This is a genomic window from Microbulbifer sp. THAF38, assembly GCF_009363535.1.
Lineage (GTDB): Bacteria > Pseudomonadota > Gammaproteobacteria > Pseudomonadales > Cellvibrionaceae > Microbulbifer.
In genome coordinates this window covers 1,914,194-1,934,990 of the sequence record NZ_CP045369.1, presented here as the reverse complement: position 1 = coordinate 1,934,990, position 20,797 = coordinate 1,914,194, and the positions used below count along the sequence as shown (strand labels likewise).

Below are 20,797 nucleotides of genomic sequence, written 5' to 3'. Positions count from 1 at the left end.
GTAAATAAACTCACCTCGATGAGGAGTGTATCGGTTTAGACAATCAGCAATCTTGCCTGGGGAACCTACTAACGGGGTTAAAGAAATATGAACTATATTAATAGATGACTTCATACTTCACACCATCCTTCAATGATTTCAATAACAGCTCTAAAGGTTCACCTTCTTCTTCGGACCTCCAGATTAAATCTTTATATCTCAAATGAAGCTCCTCCCTAAGAAGAATATATTTTATCTTTTCCTTATTACATTCAAGCATTTCAACAAATGTTGCTCCTTTAATAGGACTGAATGACTCTGTCAAACAGAGGACACCGCCTATTCCTTTGCTATTTAGAAGCTCAATATTAGGGATATACTCAAGACCCCGATAGGCGGGCATAAGAATATTCTTCTGTTTTTCGCTGAGGTCAAGGATAACATTTACTAGCAAGTGCCTCAAAGATTCAAGAGAACCCTGAACATATGTATAAGAATTCTTCCGATCAACAGAGTTAATTACACTGTTACAATCAATCACGACAGATGCTATATCAAGATAATCTCGAAAAACCTCTTCATCCTGCTTCTCTGTCAGAACCAAAACAATATTGGAATCCTGGTTAACTTGCCAGTACATCCACGGTATATATCCTTTAGGATTCACAACCACTAAATTTTGATAAGAACAATAGAAACTTTCTTGCAGCTTTAAAGGTTTCAATCTCGTCATTAATACTAGCTTTTCACTAATAATCGCCTCCTCGTTTAAGAGACACACACCGAGATTTTCCTTTCTAAAACCAATGAAGTTAGAAGCGTTTTCAGAGGCATCCTTTAAAAAGTCACCAGCAATATCATTTCCTGCTGCAGGCATAAAAAATAGCGAGGAAAATCGTCCGTTTGTAGGTGAAAATTTCTTTCGGTAAATACCAAATTTTTTCTCACTCTTATATATCAAACTATAGCACGGATAACCACTGACAAGCTCCTCCTGACTTTTCCGCGCTCTAATAAAATCCGCACCATCTAGAACAACGCGATCGCCAGCTTGAATCGCACCGGAAACCCCAGTTGTCCCCATAAATTTCAATGGCGCAGATATCGCATTTCCAATATCATGCAGCAAAACACCAGGTGAAAAAAACACTTTTTTGGATGAGCGCAAAAAAAACTGTAATGGTTCGCTCCTTAATCTAAACCATACTAATTTTAAAATTCCAATCATACACTCAACCACTCATTGAATTTTTTTTGAACATATTCGATCCCAAGCCAAAACGCTCCATTAACACTATCAACTTTTTCATGAAATTTTGCAGAGTCCGGAGACGACTGCAGTGCATTTAAAATTATCTCTTTCGTTTTTTTTTCATCATCCAAACCCCTATAAACGATTTCATTATCCGCCCACTCACTAAATCCAGTATTAGGCCAAGTAATCACTTTCGCACCACAGGAAATAGCCTCATAAGCAACCATGGAAAAAGACTCAAATCTACTAGGAATCAGAACACACTTAGTTCTATGAAGAAGAGCCATCTTCTCTGACGGGCCTACAAAGCCGTGATTATCTACACTATTAAGTGCATATGAACTTACTGGCCTATCATCTCCAGCCACTGCAACCTTCAACTCCCCACCAAATTGACCAACAACCTTCAAAAAAACATCTATTCCCTTCAAGTACTGATACCTACCTAAGAAAAGAATATCTATATCTCTTTCAATTTCAACGACAGGAGGTTGCTCGATATAATTGAAGATTGGATTAGGGTAAATAGATACTTCCTTGCCCCTTAACTCACGCGACAATTCACTACACATTAATCCAGAAGGGGATGAAAGAAGGTCTGCCTTCCGTATTTGTCGGACCTCACGAAACTTCAATAGCTTACTAGGGTTCGCTCGATCATATTTTTGAGCGAGAAACAGAGGACAATGCAATCTAATGTGAGTAAAGTACCCAGCAGGGATCAACCCTCCAAAAGCTCTTGCGTCGGGAGCTTCGACAATTGTATTTTTTTTGCTAAATTCAGCTAAACTGCGGCTCACATACCCCCTCAAATCTCTCCTCTTTTCAGTGAAGTTAAAATTTAAAGAGGCTACATTTATACCACTTTTTGACAAGATTGTTTGCCTTAACTCTCTAGAATATATATCTATTCCAGAACTAGACCCCTCTTCACCACTATAAAAGGGGTTTAATATTACGTAATTAATCATATCTGCAATATCGAAAAAACTAAAATCAAGTAAAACAATCAATGCAAATAGTTGCACCCACACCAGCTCAGTTACGACAACTGCCAATTAAGTTTTTTTCGACAAATTTCATAAAAATTATGCTCGAGAGGGTGGACCAGAGTTAACCGATGAGGTTTTTTGTGAATACGAATGATATCTCCAGGATTAGTAACAACCTGCTCGTGTCCATCACAAGTTACATACGGATTTGTTGTATTATACTCCCCTACAACTATCTTAAATTCACTACTTCCCTCCACTACAATTGGGCGGCTGCTTAATGTGTGAGGATTTAATGGGACCAGAACAATCGCATCAAGTTTTGGGTGCATAATCGGTCCACCTCCAGACAAAGCATATGCAGTAGAACCTGTGGGGGTGGAAATAATAAGCCCATCAGAGCGCTGGGCATAAACAAACTGTCCATCAATAAAAAGATCGAATTCAATCATTCGAATAAATTCACCAGGATGAATAACAACATCATTCAACGCTGACCCCTTGCCTAAGGGCTTACCGGCCCTAGTTACGGACATATCCAGCAGAAAGCGACTCTCGGCCATATATTTGCCGACCAACACCTCACCCACTTTTCGCTCTACCTCATCTGGGCTGATATCAGTGAGGAAACCTAGGCGCCCACGATTAATACCGAGCAGGGGCACACTGAATTTTGCCAAGGCACGGGCGGCAGCGAGTAGGCTACCATCACCACCGACGACAATGACTAAATCACAGAGTTCACCTAGCTTTTCTTTTGAAGAGATTTGCGCGTTGAGGGCGGACACTGCCGCAGCAGTCTCTTTCTCCAATACAACTGTGTAACCTTCCCGCTCGAGAAATACCATAAGGCGCTTGAGCGAGACCACAGCACTATCACTTTCAGTGCGACCGATCAGGCCGATATTTTGAAATTCCGACACCGCTCCCTCTCAGGTGCCCGAACCTGGGCCTTGCGATTGTTGCTTTGCCTGTCAATCGCATAATCTTACTTTACACGTCGACAGAAAAAGGTTCCCAAAAATGTGACAGAATATTATGCCTTAGCTTGGAGTTAGAGTCGAACAAGGACGCCCGGTCAAGGGAAGCTATCGACCCAAAAAGGTTGTTTTTTAACCTAACTGCCAAGCTGTAATCCACGTCGCCCCTGCAGTCCGCCAGAATGGAGCGCCAGAATCTTAGTACCGCACTCGAAATGGCCAGCATTAGCCCTTAGGTGAATCGCATACAAAAGTTTGGCGGTATAAATAGGATCTAGAGGAATGCTGGATTGACGCTCGAAAGCCTGCTGAAATGCCTGCAATTGGCTGGGGTATTTACCATAGCCGTCACAATGATACTCGCTCATTAAATCGACACTCTTCGCGACGACTTGGTCACGCCTGCAAGCTTCGCTTGTTGATAGTGCCGCGAGCCAGCGCTGTGCGTCACGGCGGATAGACCCGCCCGCCTTCAAAACCTCAACGCCGCACACAGGAAAGCTATTTACAGCTGCTCTCAGCCCCCCAAGAGTTAGGCCTGTACCGCAAGCCACCCAAAGTTGATCAAACCTAATTGGCTTAGTAGCTTCGATAATCTTCCCCAATAAGAAAACCCCTCTCGCCCCAGCAAAGTTTGCCCCACCTTCTGGCAAATAGAGGTAATTTTGTAGCTCACCCCCTAAATGACCGGGAAATTCCTGCTGATTACGCTGCCTATATAGTTCTCGGGTCACAAACTTGAATCCCATGCCCAAGCGCTCTGCATCTTGCAGCATGGCACTCAGCTCTGGCGGGCGCTCACCGCGGATAATGCCAATGGTACGGTAGCCAAAGCGGGCCCCTGCAGCAGCAGAGGCATGTAAGTGATTTGACCAGGCTCCGCCACAGGTAATTAGGGTTTCAACCCCCTGCTCTCCCGCGTCGATTAGGTTGTAAAGAAGTTTGTAGGCTTTATTACCTGAAATAAGCGGGTCTAGCAGGTCATCGCGACGGATCCAAACCTCAACTCCAGGGAATAGATCACTGTGGACTTTCTGGTAGGGAATATCGCGAGCGGCTTCGGTGAAGTAATTCAGATCGAGATTAGTTAAATAGTGAGGAATAGAGCTCATCTTTCTGGTTTTTGCCGTAACAATAGCCCCCAGAACTGATCGTCACTTGGGTGAAGCCAAGGGTCCAAAGAGGGCTACATTGATCGAGAGGTACATCAATCACTTCGAGGCTACCCAACTGAAACTTGCACCCTGCCAACCTGCATTGCCTAGACTGAGGGAGTCTTTACGCTGAAGACAAAAGCTTCACCAAGCCGGCGATCCAAATTTTGTTACAAGTGATAATTCACAAGTTGAGTCAGCTCTAGCTAGCCTCTATCCCAGTGATGATCTGCAACCTTTATTAAGAGCCAAAATAATAAGCTTGTTTATTTCTGGGGGCACCAGGAAATACTCAGATCCAGCAAGCCTCCCACCGCCATCTGCTATTTTCTCAGCCTGCCGATCAGACCACGATCGCCCCCCCCCGCATGCGTCCATACAAGACCAACTTGACTCTCGCATACCGATCTTACAGATACGAAAAAGGCCCCATCTTTCGAGGGGGCCTTTTTCGTATCTGGCGGACCGGACGGGACTCGAACCCGCGACCTCCGGCGTGACAGGCCGGCATTCTAACCAACTGAACTACCGGTCCTCGGTAGTCAACTTCCACTTAAGGAAGTTGGTGGGTGGTACAGGGGTCGAACCTGTGACCTACGGCTTGTAAGGCCGTCGCTCTCCCAACTGAGCTAACCACCCGCTGCTCATCTTCTTTAAGGGCCTTGCCCCTTGAGCGAGGCGCATATTACTGGAATAAAATTTCCTGTCAACAATTTTCGCGCCAAGACCCACTATTATTCATCGGGCATGCTTTCCGAAGGTACAGACACCGGCTGCATCTCCCCCTCCCCGACACTTGCCTCCTGCAACAGCTTGCCCTGTCGATAGTCTGGATCTATTAAATGACCTGCTATCCGTACAGGAACCTCTTTAGGAATCAACTGCTCTTTCGGGCGCGCCAAGTCCTGCTCGTTGTAATTACATACCCCGGTTGGGAAGATGCGACGTAAATCATCGAGGCGACCCGAAATCTCTTCCGTATGGGAGCCGTATACGCCCTTTGCCAAGGCCCGCTCAACTGGCTGAAGCGCGCACTTAAAAATGTCATCCGTCACAGGTGCCCCAGCCACTTGCCTTGAAGTTCTGTGTGCCGGGTACTCCCTCATACATTTACCCTTTGGTTGGCCATTCCAGTCGCCATTCCAAACATCCGACCCCGATGCCAGTACATTACCTTCGCTGTCAAAGCAGCGGTCGATAGCATCCTCTGGTCGATTATCTACAACACCGCTGGCAGGATCATTGATGATGTTTTGCATCCAGCGGTCAACAAGATCTAAAGCATCATCCAGTGGGTTGTAGTCTTTGTGGCTCATCCAGATCAACTGATTATCCGCATGGCCCCGAGCTCTTCGAATACGCTCACGAGCAGTGAAAGAAGCGGAGCTATGATGCATATCCGGCTCTTCATCCAGATAGTGGCGCATATCTACAATTGGGATTTCCACATCCCCAAGGAAAACGTGACCCGACCTATAGATACCATTGATCGCCTCCATACTTGCTCGGCTACGCTTGGCAGGTTTCTCCAAAGTTCCCATATTGAGGTTTTGCTCACTCCAAACGGAAAGCTTCACAGGGAACAACCCACCATTTAAAAACCATAGCTTTTCTTGTGACTGATTCTGCTGGGCCTTCCAGCCACCTATGGCGGCATTGATTTTCAAGAAAGTGTCGATGCTGATTTCACTACCAACTAACGCTTTCAACCCATACTGAACCCCCTCATTATCCCAGGTAGTATTTGCATAGCCATTTTCACCAGCTCCGTAAAACTGGCGGAGGTTTTCCCAATGAGTCCAATGCACCCTCTCCGGTAAATCCCCAGCAAAGCTTTTGAAGAAATGCACAAAATTTGGATTGTTTACTAATGGCACCAAACCACGCCAACCATCAACACACTCAGTGGCGCCACTTGGCCGCCCCCTATAGCGACTATCAAACAAACCTGCCGCCATAGTTATCAGCTTGAAGCGACTATCTGCCTCAGGGTTCGCTGCTAGCCCCTGAATACGCTGGCGTTCCTCAACATCCTTCCAGCGGGGATTGTCGGCATCCAGAACATCAAAGAAATACTCAAGGGGCTCGCAGTCAAAGGCATAAATTGTCTGGGTCACCATATCTGGATAGGAATAGAGTGGAATTGCCGCATCCAGTAACCCTGGTGCATTTTGCGCGAATAGATATTGCTGTATGGCCCCTCCAGAACCACCGATGCCCACCGTATACATTGGCTCGCCATAAAGTGCCTGGAACTGTTTCTTGAGGCGTCGTGCCGTATCTTCAGCCAACCATAAATTGTAGTGATTTCTAGTTTGATTCGCTGTCGAGTACACGATGGCATAGCCGCGGGCCAATTGATCCATGCGCCGTGTAGTCACGTCCCCTTTGCTCAGATTGCCTTGGCGCCAGCCAATACCAACTCCACCGCGAAATTGATAGATCAGGCGGCGGTTCCAGTTACTGGCATTCGGTTTTTCTGCTGTTTCTCCCTCTCCACGCAAAGCAGCAATGGCGTAAAAGTGCCGGTTGATCGTGCCCGTTTCCACTCGAACGATAAAATCTACCTGGCGACCATTCACTGTCACCTTGTCAATATCGTTGCGCGCCTCATGTAGATAGTAAAAACTTCCATCGGTTGTACTGCGATAGAAGTAAGTGACCTCCGTGGCATGACTACAGTCCCGACTATAACCAATCACCTCTTTGGTTTTCTTCCCATCAGCATCTAAAGCAAAAACCGCCACTCCTTCCTTAACTTGGTTATCCACTAATGGCTGCCTATCCGTAATGGCGTTGCGACCACAGAAGAACGGGTATTTTGAAGGGCCCGTAAATAGAGTTTCCACAGGTCCGACCTCACCGATTGAGATAGGGAAAGGGAAATACTCTGGTGGGCGCGACATCATTCTTGGATGAGGACCTGCATAGGCAGGCGAGGGAGAATATTCGAGGGCTCCAGCTGGCACTCCCAGCACCGGAGCATCCACCTTGCCATGCACCTTTGGTAGTTTTGCATATGCGATCCAAGCGGCTACTCCTAGCACTCCGACCAACACCAAGAAAAATACAGAGAGAAACCAAGCTCCCCTTGTCGACATAAACGCCTCCGCAGCTGCCAACTTCTAAAACTGGTACAGGATGAGTATATGAAGGGATAAGGAGATCAACCGATTCTTGGCGCAGGGAAGGACTTATAAGAAGTAAGTATCAGAAGTGATGAATCGAATGGTCTGATAAATCCGATAGAAAAAAGGGAGGCCTTTTAAGCCTCCCTTTTTGGTATGGGCAGCTGAGAAGAACCTTAGTCTTTGGCAATAATACCCTTTTCCTGCAGAGTGGAAATAATCACCGCCACCTCCTGCTCCAGGGTCATTTCTGCCGTATTCAGGCGCAACTCTGGGGAAACTGGCGCTTCATAGGGGTCATCAATACCGGTAAAGCCTTTAATCTCACCAGCTCGGGCCTTTTTATAGAGGCCTTTGGGGTCGCGGGATTCCGCCTCTTCTAAGGGGCAGTCTACAAACACCTCCAAATAGGGCAGGCTTCCATCCTCGTGCATCTTTCTGACCAAATCGCGATCCTCGCGATATGGACTGATAAAGCTACTCAGCACCACAACCCCGGTATCCGCAAACAGCTTGGAGATCTCGCCGACACGACGGATATTTTCTTGGCGATCTTCAGCGGAGAAGCCCAGATTGGAGTTGATCCCTAAGCGTATATTATCGCCATCCAAGCGGTAGCTCAGAACTCCACGTGCAGCCAGGGCTTTCTCAACAGCTACCGCCACAGTGCTCTTGCCGGAACCAGACAAACCAGTGAACCAGAGAGTCACCCCTTTATGGCCAAGAATGCTAGCCCTGTTGTCACGAGTTACATCGCCATCATGCCAATGTACATTGGTTGCCTTGCGTTCAACTGTTGTCGTCACCGATCACTCCAAGATTTCAGATTCAATTCCTATACACCCCCGCTTGGGAAGAAGCACATGAGCACCACCCACCCCTGGAAGCCTGGGCGCCAATTATCAAGCATTTGAGCCGTATGCGTAAAGGTCCTGCTTATAGCATATTTAGCAGACATGGCCATAAAGAAACATAAGAAAGATTAGAAAAACCTCCGCCCCATTAAATGCATAGGGGGTAAAAATCACAAAACCCAATCAAAAGGTAAAACTTTTCTCCCACTAGATACGGCGAGCCCGCCGTCGCCCTTTACAAATTGTGTCAACGAGTATTTCCACAGTCACTCAAGGAGGAGGTAGCCGGTATATGGTATTGCTAGCTTTAAAGTCGGCATTACTACAGTTTGAGCATTGACCAACATACCTTTACCAAAGTTACTCACCTAAGATTCCACAAGCGCTCACCAGATACGCAAAGCTTTGTTATAGCATCAATCTTTAAGAAAAAAGAATACTGGGACGTGTCATTATTTCCACAGTTTCACCCACCGTACAATAAAATATATTTCAAGGAATGAGCTGAAGCAGATATCAGTGAAACTTTTCCATAGAAAATAACACGCTAAATAAATCGATATACAAACATGCTTCCTGAATACTTTTCATCTCCAGGCAACATAATCCCATAAAAATCCCTATAGGATGAGTACAACATTACGTAAAACCTTAGCTCTTATTAGAATTCACCTTAATTCCCTCAGATATATCAAATTAGTAGAGCTTTTAAGTAATATCTCGCAAGTTGCAAAACAAAGAAATACGCAGACCTTCAATCTCTTTCTGGTTTTTAAGCAACTAGCCAACTAAAAACAAAATCTCACAACATCGAGAAAATTGTTCTATGAACTTTCACTTTTACTGGTCTCTTTTTACTTTAATGTAGCAATTACCGCATTAGTTAGTCACTTTCAGCTAGGTATTAAAAGCAGCACCCTCAATCAAATGAGTAGCTCAGTTATGGCTTAAACAATGGGATCCACACCTGGAGCACTAGAGCTTTTATTAGTATTAATATTCAGTATGAATTATAGCGCTTCAGCGGGCGAAGTGTACTTCTTCTTGATGAAGCTGGTGAGATCTGCATTGCATACTTGCAAGCAAATATTCTACGAACCAGGGTAGCCATAAGTTGATCCTGTCCATTAATAGAATACTCATCTCCACAGCAAAAAGAGATCAACCCACCCAATGATCGAGTATCTGAAGCACTCTCGTGGGGTGCACTAAAAGAAATATGAGGGATTGTCGCGCAAGCAAGCCAAGAGGCAAACCTGCTGAGGATATATCTATTGATATCACAGCTTTACAAACTGCATAATTTTTTCACAGGGAAGGAGTCGCCGCGCTAGAATACCCTACACCTAATTTTCTATCTATGCACGTCTCGCCTAATTGCGATATTTACCGTGGTTAGCATCCGCTTCCAGATAGGCATTAGGCGCAAAGCTTCTTGGCAAATGGCCACCTCTTTAGCATAGTCATTTTCTACAGCAACTCTAATTACCTCGGATCTTGACTACTCAAAAGAAGGCTCACTATTTATTGACCGAAATCCAAGAGCGAAGCTATACGAATGACTACAAAATGAACAGGTCAGCCCCTTAAAACCTCCCTAGCTTAAGGTTATAAAGTAGTCTTCTAAAGCCCCCAGGGTACCAACTTTACTCATAACTAATTTACTGCAGCCTTACTACAACTTCACATCAGGAAAGGGGTTCTTATTCTGAGCTACTTAAAGTTCGCAAAGTAAACTCTAGCTAAAATACATTTCAATATAGATAACGATACATTCGCCATGCTAACCTCTGACCTCTAAAAGGCATATAGTAGCCCTACTTTTTGTAAGGCTTAGCTAGAAGAAGGAGGCAGATAGCCGATGGCAAAAAGTGTTCTGGATAGGTTCAAAATTCGCAAAGGGAAGGTTTTTGAGGCGCCACTAGAGGAGGCCTTTGGTCGCTTGGTTACACCTTTTGAAGAATTTATTCATCGCCAAAGTAGCAGTGGTATCTTATTAATGCTCTCTGCATTGGTAGCACTGATTGTTGCCAACTCCCCCCTACAGGATGCTTACAAGCACCTGCTGCACGTACCAATTAGCATCGGCTCCGGTGACTGGGAGCTTTCTCTTTCATTACACCACTGGATTAATGATGGCCTAATGGCCATTTTCTTTTTCTTAGTAGGGCTGGAACTCAAGCGTGAATTTCTAGTTGGAGAGCTCTCCGATCTACGCCAAGCGGTCTTACCTGTGATGGCAGCTATTGGTGGCATGGTGGTTCCAGCCCTTATTTACAATTCTCTCAATAGCGGCAGCGCAGCGGAACCTGGGTGGGGCATTCCCATGGCTACCGATATCGCCTTCGCAGTAGGCTGTATAGCACTTCTAGGAAACCGGGTACCCAGAGCAGTTGTAACCTTCCTGGTAGCCCTGGCCATTGTTGATGACCTGGGTGCAATCCTTGTGATTGCAATCTGGTATACCGAGCAAGTGAACACTACTGCTCTGATCGCATCCGGCTTTCTAGTTGTAACCATGGGTTTACTCAATGCTGCCGGAATTCGTCGCTCTTCAGCCTATGTTTTTATAGGCATTTTACTCTGGTATGGACTTTACAAGGCAGGCGTCCACGCAACGCTAGCCGGTGTCATTACCGCCATGGCATTGCCCGCTAAGCCAAAGTATGACCCAGTAGCATTCAGCACCTTTGTAAAAGATATTATTCGCAGCTTCGACCGCTATTTTCGCCCCGGGGACAAAATCATTGCTAACGATGCCCTCCATGCAAGAGTAATGGCCCTGGGTAACGGTGTAAATCTGGCTCAGTCCCCCCTGCAACGTATGGAAACTCGATTACATATCCCTGTGGGCTTTATAGTAATCCCTATCTTCGCACTCGCAAATGCGGGCATCCCTTTTGATAGCTTTAGCAGTTCAACGGCTGTGCTCAACCCAGTAACCCTTGGAGTTATTGGCGGCCTGGTTGTCGGTAAGCTAATTGGCATTGTCGGGGCCACCTGGATTGGCTGGAAACTTGGCTGGGGCAAACTCCCAAAGGCCGCAAACTTTCAGCACATCATTGGTGTAGCACTGCTCGCGGGCATCGGTTTTACAATGTCGATTTTTATTGCTGAACTGGCATTTAGCAGCCAATACGAGCTTTTGATCCAGGCTAAAGCCGGTATTTTGCTAGCCTCTGTAATCTCTGGAGTTGCGGGTTTCTTGATTCTGCGCAGCGCCCCAGCATCGGTTGACAGTGAAGATGAGCTCCAGGATGTAGCGGGAAGGGAAAGTTCAGATAACTTTCTGCCTCCTCACTCTGCTCCCTAGTAGATTGGCGGGTAACTAACTATTACCGCTCTTAATTTCACAATAGCAGTCGAGCAGCTACATTCTATAGTTAATCGACTGCTATTAAATCCCTTGAATAATTCCTTATGTAGACTCACTTTGTAGTGGTCTACTAAACCCTAACACCAATTAAGTTAATAAAGCTGTCACCAAAGATAGAGATGCTCAATGAGTAGGCAGTCAACGAAGTCAATCTTTCCTCCCAAATTAAGCTAGACGCTATCCGTCTAGCAGTAGATCACACCATAGTCTCAAAGACTGTTTTCTATGATTTGTCTACGTAAAGCCCATCCCAATCAAATTCTCACCAGAGTGACATCGCAATGAGCGTAATTTACAATACTGTTCGCTGTAGAGCCGATAAGAGAACTTAGACCTTTCTTAGAATGCGTCCCCAGAACAATTAAATCGACATTTCTTTTTACAGCTTCCTTACAAATAACTTCATAAGGTTTACCCACCTTAAGGGCGCGATTCTTTTTAGCGACACCGAAGGATGAAGTAATCTCCTCAAACTTAGGAATAGCATCCTCTTTAAGTTCCCGTTGATAATCCTTAGGGAGAAAGCTATAAGGAAGCACATTCAATACTATTAAGTTACTTTCATGCTGCTTAGAGAGATCTACTGCCTTTGAAAGCACAAAGCGGCCCTCCTGGGAAGCCTCTATAGCGCAAAGAATTGTTTTATACATCTACTCTCCCCATGATAATGACAATTAATATTTAATAAAATTGACCAACAAACGAACCAACAACTTTATCCGCAAGATTGATTACTACGCAAACAATCTCTACCCTGCACCCAACCTATAGCTAAAATAAATGACAATTTTTACTAACACTCATACTCTAAGTTTATGCTCACCCTAGTGAAGTATTTCACAGCTCTCGCCACAGGTACCTACCTTCTTAGGTACAGGTATTAAATTACCCCACATGTTATGGGTGGTTAGTTGATACTAGCGCTCCCCGGCATCTACAAGCGCCTGATAAATACGATCAGGGTAGTCACCAATTATTCCATCTACCCCCAATGATATACTGCGCTCAATATGGTCCGCATCATTCACAGTCCAAAGGTCTACATCCACACCTTTTTTCTGAAAAAAACGCACGTAAGGTTTGGTTGTTATACTATATGGCAGTTGCGCGACATCAAATTGAGGTTTGAAAGCCCAGCCAAAACCCGAACTCCAGGCAAGGCTTGCCTCCACAAGCTCACCTATGGTTGCACTGGTCCTGACCTCACCCCCGCTAATTTCTCGAAAGTGTCTCATTGCTTTGCTATGCTGGCTCGCAACAGTCACTCTATGCTCCATCCTGTAGTCTAAAATAACCTGCCAAAGCACTTCTGAGAGCCTTTTGTCGTTAGGCTTGATTTCCACATTAAAGACCCCATCAGGGTATCGCTCAAACAGTTCATTCAGCGTCAACAAAGTAAGCCCCTGATTTCTGAAAGGGTAGGTATTGCCTTTATCCAGGGTAAACTCATGCCCAGCATCTAGGGTCTTAATTTCACCCAGAGTCAAATCATTAATTTTATCGGGTACTCCAACATTGTCTTTGAGATCTGCATCATGATTTATGATGATGTGATGGTCTTTCGAAAAATGAACATCCAGCTCCAGAATATCTCCCCCTTGCTCTAAAGCCTTATCGAAAGCCAGCGCTGTACTCTGAGGGTACTCACCAGATGCCCCCCTGTGCGCGAGAATCTCAACAGCAAATGGCTGGCTGCAAAAACCGAAACCGAGAGCAAGACAAATAATGAACTTTATCAATTTATTCATTTAGGTGATTCCCTTAAATTTTTAGATGTTTATTTTCCCCCAACCCACTACCACACAGACTCACTGAAAGGTTAAAAATAAATTAACCACATATCAATACCCCTCACATATATTCAAATATATTTTATTTTCCTGTTTAACTGACATACATCCACACCCTAACAAATCAAGCCAAAGCAATTAAACCTAAGCAGTAATCTACCTTAAGCCTGCGCATTTAACCAAGGCAACCAAGATTCAACCCAACCACCTGTATCGGCATATATATTTCTATTTGCTCACTCTTACATATTCATCCCGGCCTTTCTGATGAGCACAATATAGAAAAATCAATTTTTCTTATAGAAAATCCTATGCCAGCATAGAATAGACCCAAAGGCATCAATGAGTTAACGCGACATTATCAATCTATTCTTGTAAGTACCTGTAAAAAGCTGAAATAAGTATTCCAAAGCAACCTATCGCCTACCTCTCCAAATGGATACTTATGTGAATCCCATTTTTTAAATTAAGAAGAACACAATGAATAGATATGCACTATTTAGTGGCTAGTAGCACTCTCAACCTAATGATGGGTAGAGCAAGTGACTTTATCCACTCAGCAATGACCACTGAGGGAACAAAGTAGAAAGCAACCAAGATTCCCAAAAAGGGGACGCATTAAATATTGGATGCAAATCTTCGATAAAGAAACAGACCAATTAACGATCTATAACATAGCAGGCGGAAAACTCAGAAAAAAAGGAAAAACCCTAGAACCTCCAGTGTAACCAACTATGCCCGCGCACTGCGGGCCTTTTAGGTGAAAGCAGCTTAAACAAGAAGATAGGCCATAAGAAGAATTTTTCAGTGGAAATAATAAAAAAATACCACTTAAGTAGAAAAGAACAAAGCTCGGGTGAAAGCTCTTAATCTCCCATCGGATACCAACATGGACCACTACATGTGTACATGCTCTAGAGCCGGGGCAATATCCAATAAAACTACACTTATAATTATTCTTCTACTCTCACCACATCACCAACAAGTGCAACGCCAGCCATAATCGCGCCAGCTCCACATTTAAAAGTGGCATCACTAGCAGTCATATTACCCTTGTAATTCGATCTAATATTCACTACGGCATTTCCCCCTTCTTTTTCTGCACGCTGCTTAAGCGACTTAATAGCAGATGCAAAAGCCCACTGACAGGCAGCTTTGTCAGACTTTCCAAAAGCATTAGTCTTCTTATTTGAACGGAATTCTCCGAAATCCTGTAGGATCTTAGGATGTTTTTGCTGACCAAAATAGAAAATTACACCCTCACCAACAGCTGAAGATACTTTTGGGGTCGACATCGCTTCTTCTACCGAGTAATCACTAATATCATCTCTAGCTAAGGCACAGGTAGAGCCAACCATCAAAACCATTGCAACCAAAAAATTTTTCACTTTTATTTCCTTACTTATTTCGAAAAGGGCAACTTGATTACTTGACAACCACTTGAGACATTCAACTCTTCCAAAAGGGCTCACTAATAACCATCTTCAAACTAGCATCGTAAACCTAAAGGTTGAGTTGAATCTCACTATCTCACTATCTCACTATCTCACTATCTCACTATCTCACTATCTCACTATCTCACTATCTCACTATCTCACTATTTTAACATCATAAATTTTTATTTCGCACTGAGTTAATTGGCACTGTCACCTTCTATTACATTTTCAATATTAAGCATCAAGAAATACACCTGTCATTACCTTTGAACACTACTACGTCCCGGCAAAGAGAAGCGATTCCAAGGTTTATTGGTACCATTCCCCAAAATACATTTTGGTTTTTAAGATAAAAGCAACTGTAAGGAATAGACCAATGGATGGAGTCTGCACCTCTACCACCCATTAGAAAGACACTGATAAGCTACTTCTATCCTGAATAACGCATGTAATAAAGCCTACTCAAAAACAAACTGTCACTTATGAAGCCCAAGAGCAGTTACAGATTATATATCATCCACTACTCGCTCCCCAGGGATTAAAAATATCGACTACCAATTCTATACCACTCTCTCCAGCCCCAGATTTTTTAGCTTTGAGGAAACTGATGTTGATCTATATCTTTCCTATGGAGATCTCGACAATTTATTTAACAACACAACCAAGGGGTAAATTCTTGACCTAAAAAAACCCAGTACCCAGTACCCAGTACCCAACTATAATCGCATCTGTAAATGTCCCAGCTCAGGCTCTAGCCTCAACTAGTAATAGACCAGCGTTGCCGGAGCCATATGTCTCCTCAGCTCCGACAGCGAGGAACAACAGCAACATAGAGCCCGTTGGTAAAAGCTTGCCTTTTTAGTGAGCTAAAAGCCGTATGATCATAAAGTCATTAATTTTTCGTGATTCTTAATGCTCATTGCGAAATTTGCATAGATACTGGTGAGCCTGCCTCCCAGATAATATACTCTTGGCTAAATAGTGGTTTTCTCCTCGGTATCAATAATACTGTCGGCAATACCCCTCCACGTATCTCCGGTACATCGCTGAGGGCTCTTTAATAAAATTGAGACGGAGCACAAAGAAACTCGTCAATCACTCTTACTCGCCCAACTTCCAGGTAATGGAACACTTAACCGGCGTTTCGGAAAAGTGCCCTACTCCAGGGATTCGATGGATAATTCCATAATTAACCTCTTAAGTTGAAGACTTAACCGTCCAGGCCGAACCGCCGCTGCGCTGGATCGACATTTCACCAGTGACCAAACTGTTCTGCTGAAAATCAAAGGGGAAGTCAGCCACATAGCCCTCGAAGGTGAACCAGGTGCGGGTAGTCGGCAGGGTCCACTCACCGGTTGTCACTGTGGGCGCCTCGGTGCCATCACTCCAGCCCACTGCCCATTTCATATTGTCCACCGTGTCATCTTGGGACAGCTCATGCAGGCGTTTATGGACCGCATTTCTTGGATCAATTTTGAGACCTACCGACGCCTGCCCCGGTGTACGCAGACCCCGTTTAAACTTTTTATCCAAGTCCTCCAGAGAGGTATCGTCGAGCTGATCCGCCGGGTTGCCACCGGGGTTAAAAGAATTCAACCCGGTCACTTTCTTCACAGAGTCATCTGCCGGGTCGATAAAATAGATATTGGTGCCCTGAGCCAATTGAGACATAGGGGTTCTCCCGTTGCTTTAATGGAAATAAAAGTCCGACGCGGGGTGCGTCATTCAGTGGAATATTGGGCGGTATAGGTCAAGCGTACCTCACCCAGTGGGTGATCCTGATCCAAGGCAAAATCGGTTTGCGAGAGTGCAAAAATCTCACAGGCACCGCCCAGGGTTCGATCCTGCAGGACGCCCTCTACATCCTCAGAAGCCTGATCCAACAGTTCATAGATATCCCCCCGGCTGTGAACTACCACCGACACAACAAGATCCAGCTGGCGAGTAGTGCCCGAAAGTTCCTGTTCTGTTTGTTCCGTTGCAAAGCCGACAAAGATTGCCGACAGCTTTTCCCGCTCGATGCCTTCCGTGGTGCCTGCTGAGGGGAAGTTGTAGCCTGATAGGGTTTGCAGATTGCTGAGTACGGCATCGCGGATGGTGATGCGTTGGGTCATTTAGGGTGTGCTCCAGGAATTTTGGGCATAAAAAAACCCGCTGGTGCGGGTTTAGTATTTACGATGTAGTGTCTTCGTTTGTTAAGCGCTTTCTGGCACGATCTTGTAATCAACTTCTTGCCAAGGCCTGCCATTTACTAAAACGACTAATTTATAGTCTCCGTAAGGGTCGCCGGGTTCGAGGCGATAGCCAACTACTGAGCGACCCTGATATAAATTAACTCGAGATTTGATACCTTCAGCATAGTCCTCCGGTGAACCTTCAAGATTTCCGGATATAGATTTAGGCGCTGACGGAAAATAAATAATAGTTTGCACACTGTACAGTTCATAGTGGCCAGGATTAATTTTGAAACCAAAATATGGAAGTTTCGTGGCCACTCTGTGTGGAATAATAAATTGGTTTTCAACTACATCAAGTGTGTTCATTGAACCACCAACAAGAAGCCCAAATTTAAAATCGAAAATGTCGGCATTTTCTGTGTTTTGGGTAGCACAGCTCGCCAACAAAAAAGCGAAAAAAATTGTTAGAACACTCTTCATATTTTTCTCAGATGCATAACAGTTCATTCAGAAGAAGCTAATCGCTACTTCAGTTTATAATGGGTTTTCAGTACCATTTACCAGGAACTCAGAAGCAGCCCAACGTCTAGAAAATATCGCTAGACTGAACGTCTTATTAAAGGTGAACTGCCTTTAAACCACCACAAAATTAACACTGGCAATACAAGCATTGGCACTTTGTTTAATTGCCACGCCCCCGAAATAACTAGCGTGACTTGATGTAAAACCAGTACAGCTATGGCTAAAAAATACGCCCAATGCTTGTTTACAAAAAGGCCTGCCATAGATACTACCCACCCAAACATCAAAACAGCAGTTGAGTAGAAATACCATTTGTCAAAATTGGCTAAAAAAGCATCCTTAGACAAAATGTGAACCCACAAAACACCCAATACAAGCAATGCTGTTATCAAGCTACAGGCTTTTCTGATAAATTTTTTCATAAAACATATTGAACTGTGATTAGTAACCTTTACTCTTTCACACAACCGTTAAGATCCTCAGGCTCTACCTTTTCGCCTTTCTTACCATCAGTAATATCGTAGATGGAGACGAGGCAAAAATGACGAACTGGAAATATATCCGCTTCATAGTGTTTATTACTCTCTAGGCTCATAGCCTCAGTGCCTCTACAGATTGTTCTACCTGATTTATTCACATGAAGCACAATACTTTTGTTAGCTTGAACATATACATTTTCGCTATCCGAATAGCTTTCAGCCCTTACAGTTCTAAAGTTGACCGCACAACCTTTTTCGTTTAGCTCACCTAGTTTGTATAAAGTGTTGTCATCTTTTGGCAATTTTAATTTAGTCAAATTACCTGTTTGAGGCGGCTTATACGTTACAAGGACAGAATTACAACCCACAATGGTGAGTGAAATGAGAATAAGAAAAAAACTTTTCATATTGACAGTAAGTTACCACATTTAAAACGTTTAAAATTTGAACACACATAACGCCCACCACACCGGCTGGCAACTTATTGTGAGTCCAATACACACAAGGAAGCTTATTTATAACATTTTAAGAAGAGCGAACAAAACACCCCCCTACCCTTCCACCAACACCCGCCAAACCACCCCATCATCCGACAGCCGCTTGCGCACTGAATACGCCCTCAACATCCGCCGCAGCCCTATCCAACAATTCATAGATATCCCCCCGGCTATGCACCACCACAGACACGTCAAGATTCAGTTGGCGTATGGTGCCCGAGAGTTCCTGTTCTGTTTGTTCCGTAGCAAAGCCCACAAGGATGGCCGGCAGCTTTTCCCGCTCGATGCCATCGGTAGTGCCCGATGAGGGGAAGTTGTAGCCAGATAGGTTTTTTAGATTGTTTAGGGCGGCATCGCGGATGGTGATGCGTTGGGTCATTGGGGATGTTCTCCAGAAATTTTGGGCATAAAAAAACCCGCCGAAGCGGGTTTCGATATCAGTTTACTCTCAACTCAAAATACGTTGACTTCCAAGATTTACTATCACTCTTTATTGGTTAACAATGCACTTGATGATTGATACATTTCACGCAAAACAACTGCAGCAACAATCCCAGGAATAACACAAAAAATGAAAAAAGAGTACACCGTGTAAAATCTAGACTCCCCAAAAAAGAGAGCTGCCATCGTTATATTACAGACTCCACACAAAAAACCACCAACGACATAAAAACAAAAATCACTCTTTAATATAGATTGAAAAAACTCAACGATTGCAGAACAAATAAGCGCCGGAATTCCAAGAAATATGAACTGAACAAAAAACGCCAGAATGAATAATTTATAGGAATTAGAATCTGTCAAATTATTAAAACCACGAGGTAAAATTACCCATATCATAAGAAATAGAGCCCCCAATATAATGGGAAATAAAACCCCAACAATCACCCTCTGAATTCTCTTGCTCACAAATCAATAACCCCATAAAAAATCTAACCCCAAACAAACAGACCAGAAAAGGACAGAGCTAACCAAGTGCAGACAACCATATAAATCTATCTTTTACAACCTATTTGCTATAACGACGGCATTTCCCACCAACCACAATACCGAAAAAGCCAGAAGATATGCGAATGGAAAATAGCTTCCTTGTGACAAATAGTACCTCCCATTACTGGCTAAATACGCATCGTACACTTCACCTACATTGAACTCTTCGAGATAGCTCCTCTCTGTAGACCATATCTGTTTTCGCCCAATTGAAACACCAAAAGGGAATATTCCCGGCTCAGCGTCTATCCTTTCTTCTACAGGGGAATTTGTTGCTAAATTAGTTGCTTCAAATTTAATACGATCGCATTTTTTTCCCACCCCGCATGATTCCGAAGTTAGATATGCTTTTTCAATTCTTAACTTTTCTGGAGCAGTGTTTTTTACTGAATATACGATCTCAACTTCATTTGGCGCCCCAACAATGAAGAGAATCGAGCAACCCCAAGCAGACAAAAGAAACACTGCCCGCAGCTTTTCCAGAAAACTTAGATGCTCCATCGTCCATTAAACTCACATAAAAATTTTAAACTAACTTACATATCAAATTTCAAAGCGAAAATAAAATGCAACCAAGAAAGCCGCTTTCCTTTATAGCATCAGGCCATTTCTAAAGCAGAAATTACTTTATCTGCCATGACTCTATACTCTTTTGCAGAGACAGCCGAAATATTTGCATCACTTAAGTGAACCGCTTCATTTCGAAGCCTTCGCAATGACTCCAACATTTGCAAAGTTCCCTTACCGATAGAATCATAGTGAATCGAATTCATCGCAGCCAATGAGCTTCTAAACGGCTTTTCCTTAGAAGCATCAATTCCATGTCTTAAATTATATCCTCTTACTGCATCTTCGACTCTTAACCAAGATTCTATTACCGATCCCCTTGGTGATAAATCCGACAACTCATCAGAAACAGTAATTTTTGTATTAAGCTCTTCCGTTTCTAGAGAAAAAGAGGCGTTCTTAACTGCTGCATTGAAATCAATCTGAGTCTCTTTGTGGGAAATTCTGCTGACTTTTTTTGCCAAATGCGAAATTTCTGACTTTAAAACTAAAACTATAATTACGATACAGACTGGCCACACCAGTGAATCAATGATTGACGCTATTGCTTCCATAATCTCAACTCATGTCGACTTAGCAAGAAATCCTAGAGAACATTCTTTGTAATTTCCCACTTTATAT

General features: G+C 43.9%; 19 protein-coding genes and 2 tRNA genes. 1 reads left to right on the top strand and 20 read right to left on the bottom strand.

Going from position 1 to position 20,797, the window contains the following annotated elements; genetic code table 11:
* Positions 1–97 precede the first annotated feature (97 nt).
* The 8 genes from FIU95_RS08290 to cysC all read right to left on the bottom strand — a co-directional run bounded on the left by FIU95_RS08290 (position 98) and on the right by cysC (position 8,294).
* Positions 98–1,207: a hypothetical protein gene (locus tag FIU95_RS08290; RefSeq protein WP_152453197.1), complete on the bottom strand. Its 1,110-nt coding sequence runs from the start codon at positions 1,205–1,207 to the stop codon at positions 98–100.
* Positions 1,204–2,292: a glycosyltransferase gene (locus tag FIU95_RS08285; protein ID WP_152453195.1), complete on the bottom strand. Its 1,089-nt coding sequence runs from the start codon at positions 2,290–2,292 to the stop codon at positions 1,204–1,206. The genes FIU95_RS08290 and FIU95_RS08285 overlap by 4 nt, the downstream gene beginning before the upstream one ends.
* On the bottom strand, positions 2,277–3,149 hold the full coding sequence (locus FIU95_RS08280; protein WP_152453193.1) for an NAD(+) kinase: 873 nt from the start codon (positions 3,147–3,149) through the stop codon (positions 2,277–2,279). The genes FIU95_RS08285 and FIU95_RS08280 overlap by 16 nt, the downstream gene beginning before the upstream one ends.
* Positions 3,150–3,343: 194 nt before the next feature.
* Complete coding sequence (locus FIU95_RS08275) at positions 3,344–4,318, bottom strand: 1-aminocyclopropane-1-carboxylate deaminase/D-cysteine desulfhydrase (RefSeq protein ID WP_152453191.1); 975 nt, start codon at positions 4,316–4,318, stop codon at positions 3,344–3,346.
* 500 nt (positions 4,319–4,818) lie between these two features.
* Positions 4,819–4,895 (bottom strand) — tRNA-Asp (locus tag FIU95_RS08270).
* 28 nt (positions 4,896–4,923) lie between these two features.
* Positions 4,924–4,999, bottom strand: a tRNA-Val gene (locus FIU95_RS08265).
* 95 nt (positions 5,000–5,094) lie between these two features.
* Positions 5,095–7,461: a DUF6351 family protein gene (locus FIU95_RS08260; protein ID WP_152453189.1), complete on the bottom strand. Its 2,367-nt coding sequence runs from the start codon at positions 7,459–7,461 to the stop codon at positions 5,095–5,097.
* Positions 7,462–7,664: 203 nt separating this feature from the next.
* The gene (cysC, locus tag FIU95_RS08255; RefSeq protein WP_152453187.1) at positions 7,665–8,294 is read right to left on the bottom strand and encodes an adenylyl-sulfate kinase; all 630 of its coding nucleotides are present in this window, start codon (positions 8,292–8,294) and stop codon (positions 7,665–7,667) included.
* Positions 8,295–10,203: 1,909 nt separating this feature from the next.
* Here cysC and nhaA point away from each other — a divergent pair.
* Positions 10,204–11,655, top strand: a complete 1,452-nt coding sequence (gene nhaA, locus FIU95_RS08250; RefSeq protein WP_253868972.1) for a Na+/H+ antiporter NhaA — start codon at positions 10,204–10,206, stop codon at positions 11,653–11,655.
* A 317-nt stretch (positions 11,656–11,972) separates the two neighbouring features.
* Here the strand turns inward: nhaA and FIU95_RS08245 are convergent, their stop codons facing one another.
* The 12 genes from FIU95_RS08245 to FIU95_RS08190 form a co-directional block, all read right to left on the bottom strand.
* Complete coding sequence (locus FIU95_RS08245; RefSeq protein ID WP_152453184.1) at positions 11,973–12,368, bottom strand: universal stress protein; 396 nt, start codon at positions 12,366–12,368, stop codon at positions 11,973–11,975.
* A gap of 267 nt (positions 12,369–12,635) precedes the next feature.
* Complete coding sequence (locus FIU95_RS08240) at positions 12,636–13,466, bottom strand: glycerophosphodiester phosphodiesterase (RefSeq protein ID WP_152453182.1); 831 nt, start codon at positions 13,464–13,466, stop codon at positions 12,636–12,638.
* Between the two features lie 995 nt (positions 13,467–14,461).
* The gene (locus FIU95_RS08235) at positions 14,462–14,896 is read right to left on the bottom strand and encodes a hypothetical protein (RefSeq protein ID WP_152453180.1); all 435 of its coding nucleotides are present in this window, start codon (positions 14,894–14,896) and stop codon (positions 14,462–14,464) included.
* 1,245 nt (positions 14,897–16,141) lie between these two features.
* Positions 16,142–16,615, bottom strand: coding sequence for a phage tail tube protein (locus tag FIU95_RS08230; RefSeq protein WP_152453178.1), 474 nt, complete (start codon positions 16,613–16,615; stop codon positions 16,142–16,144).
* A 50-nt stretch (positions 16,616–16,665) separates the two neighbouring features.
* Positions 16,666–17,058: a hypothetical protein gene (locus tag FIU95_RS08225; protein ID WP_152453177.1), complete on the bottom strand. Its 393-nt coding sequence runs from the start codon at positions 17,056–17,058 to the stop codon at positions 16,666–16,668.
* A gap of 81 nt (positions 17,059–17,139) precedes the next feature.
* Complete coding sequence (locus FIU95_RS08220; protein WP_152453175.1) at positions 17,140–17,601, bottom strand: hypothetical protein; 462 nt, start codon at positions 17,599–17,601, stop codon at positions 17,140–17,142.
* Positions 17,602–17,720: 119 nt separating this feature from the next.
* Positions 17,721–18,065: a hypothetical protein gene (locus tag FIU95_RS08215; protein WP_152453174.1), complete on the bottom strand. Its 345-nt coding sequence runs from the start codon at positions 18,063–18,065 to the stop codon at positions 17,721–17,723.
* A 29-nt stretch (positions 18,066–18,094) separates the two neighbouring features.
* Positions 18,095–18,529 carry a hypothetical protein gene (locus tag FIU95_RS08210; protein WP_152453172.1) on the bottom strand — a complete coding sequence of 145 codons (435 nt, stop codon included), beginning with the start codon at positions 18,527–18,529 and terminating at the stop codon, positions 18,095–18,097.
* Between the two features lie 178 nt (positions 18,530–18,707).
* Complete coding sequence (locus FIU95_RS08205; RefSeq protein WP_152453170.1) at positions 18,708–18,998, bottom strand: hypothetical protein; 291 nt, start codon at positions 18,996–18,998, stop codon at positions 18,708–18,710.
* 104 nt (positions 18,999–19,102) lie between these two features.
* Positions 19,103–19,528 carry a hypothetical protein gene (locus FIU95_RS08200; protein WP_152453168.1) on the bottom strand — a complete coding sequence of 142 codons (426 nt, stop codon included), beginning with the start codon at positions 19,526–19,528 and terminating at the stop codon, positions 19,103–19,105.
* 93 nt (positions 19,529–19,621) lie between these two features.
* Positions 19,622–20,110: a hypothetical protein gene (locus FIU95_RS08195; RefSeq protein ID WP_152453166.1), complete on the bottom strand. Its 489-nt coding sequence runs from the start codon at positions 20,108–20,110 to the stop codon at positions 19,622–19,624.
* Between the two features lie 98 nt (positions 20,111–20,208).
* Positions 20,209–20,730, bottom strand: coding sequence for a hypothetical protein (locus FIU95_RS08190; RefSeq protein ID WP_152453164.1), 522 nt, complete (start codon positions 20,728–20,730; stop codon positions 20,209–20,211).
* Positions 20,731–20,797: the final 67 nt, after the last annotated feature.

Excerpts from the sequence above, each read along its gene's own strand:
- FIU95_RS08260 (WP_152453189.1), bottom strand. The coding sequence starts at position 7,461 with ATGTCGACAAGGGGAGCTTGGTTTCTCTCTGTATTTTTCTTGGTGTTG.
- FIU95_RS08290 (WP_152453197.1), bottom strand. The coding sequence starts at position 1,207 with ATGATTGGAATTTTAAAATTAGTATGGTTTAGATTAAGGAGCGAACCA.
- FIU95_RS08275 (WP_152453191.1), bottom strand. The coding sequence starts at position 4,318 with ATGAGCTCTATTCCTCACTATTTAACTAATCTCGATCTGAATTACTTC.
- FIU95_RS08190 (WP_152453164.1), bottom strand. The coding sequence starts at position 20,730 with ATGGAAGCAATAGCGTCAATCATTGATTCACTGGTGTGGCCAGTCTGT.
- FIU95_RS08210 (WP_152453172.1), bottom strand. The coding sequence starts at position 18,529 with ATGAAAAGTTTTTTTCTTATTCTCATTTCACTCACCATTGTGGGTTGT.
- FIU95_RS08230 (WP_152453178.1), bottom strand. The coding sequence starts at position 16,615 with ATGTCTCAATTGGCTCAGGGCACCAATATCTATTTTATCGACCCGGCA.
- FIU95_RS08220 (WP_152453175.1), bottom strand. The coding sequence starts at position 17,601 with ATGAAGAGTGTTCTAACAATTTTTTTCGCTTTTTTGTTGGCGAGCTGT.
- FIU95_RS08205 (WP_152453170.1), bottom strand. The coding sequence starts at position 18,998 with ATGACCCAACGCATCACCATCCGCGATGCCGCCCTAAACAATCTAAAA.
- FIU95_RS08245 (WP_152453184.1), bottom strand. The coding sequence starts at position 12,368 with ATGTATAAAACAATTCTTTGCGCTATAGAGGCTTCCCAGGAGGGCCGC.
- FIU95_RS08215 (WP_152453174.1), bottom strand. The coding sequence starts at position 18,065 with ATGAAAAAATTTATCAGAAAAGCCTGTAGCTTGATAACAGCATTGCTT.
- FIU95_RS08225 (WP_152453177.1), bottom strand. The coding sequence starts at position 17,058 with ATGACCCAACGCATCACCATCCGCGATGCCGTACTCAGCAATCTGCAA.
- nhaA (WP_253868972.1), top strand. The coding sequence starts at position 10,204 with ATGGCAAAAAGTGTTCTGGATAGGTTCAAAATTCGCAAAGGGAAGGTT.
- FIU95_RS08195 (WP_152453166.1), bottom strand. The coding sequence starts at position 20,110 with ATGGAGCATCTAAGTTTTCTGGAAAAGCTGCGGGCAGTGTTTCTTTTG.
- FIU95_RS08240 (WP_152453182.1), bottom strand. The coding sequence starts at position 13,466 with ATGAATAAATTGATAAAGTTCATTATTTGTCTTGCTCTCGGTTTCGGT.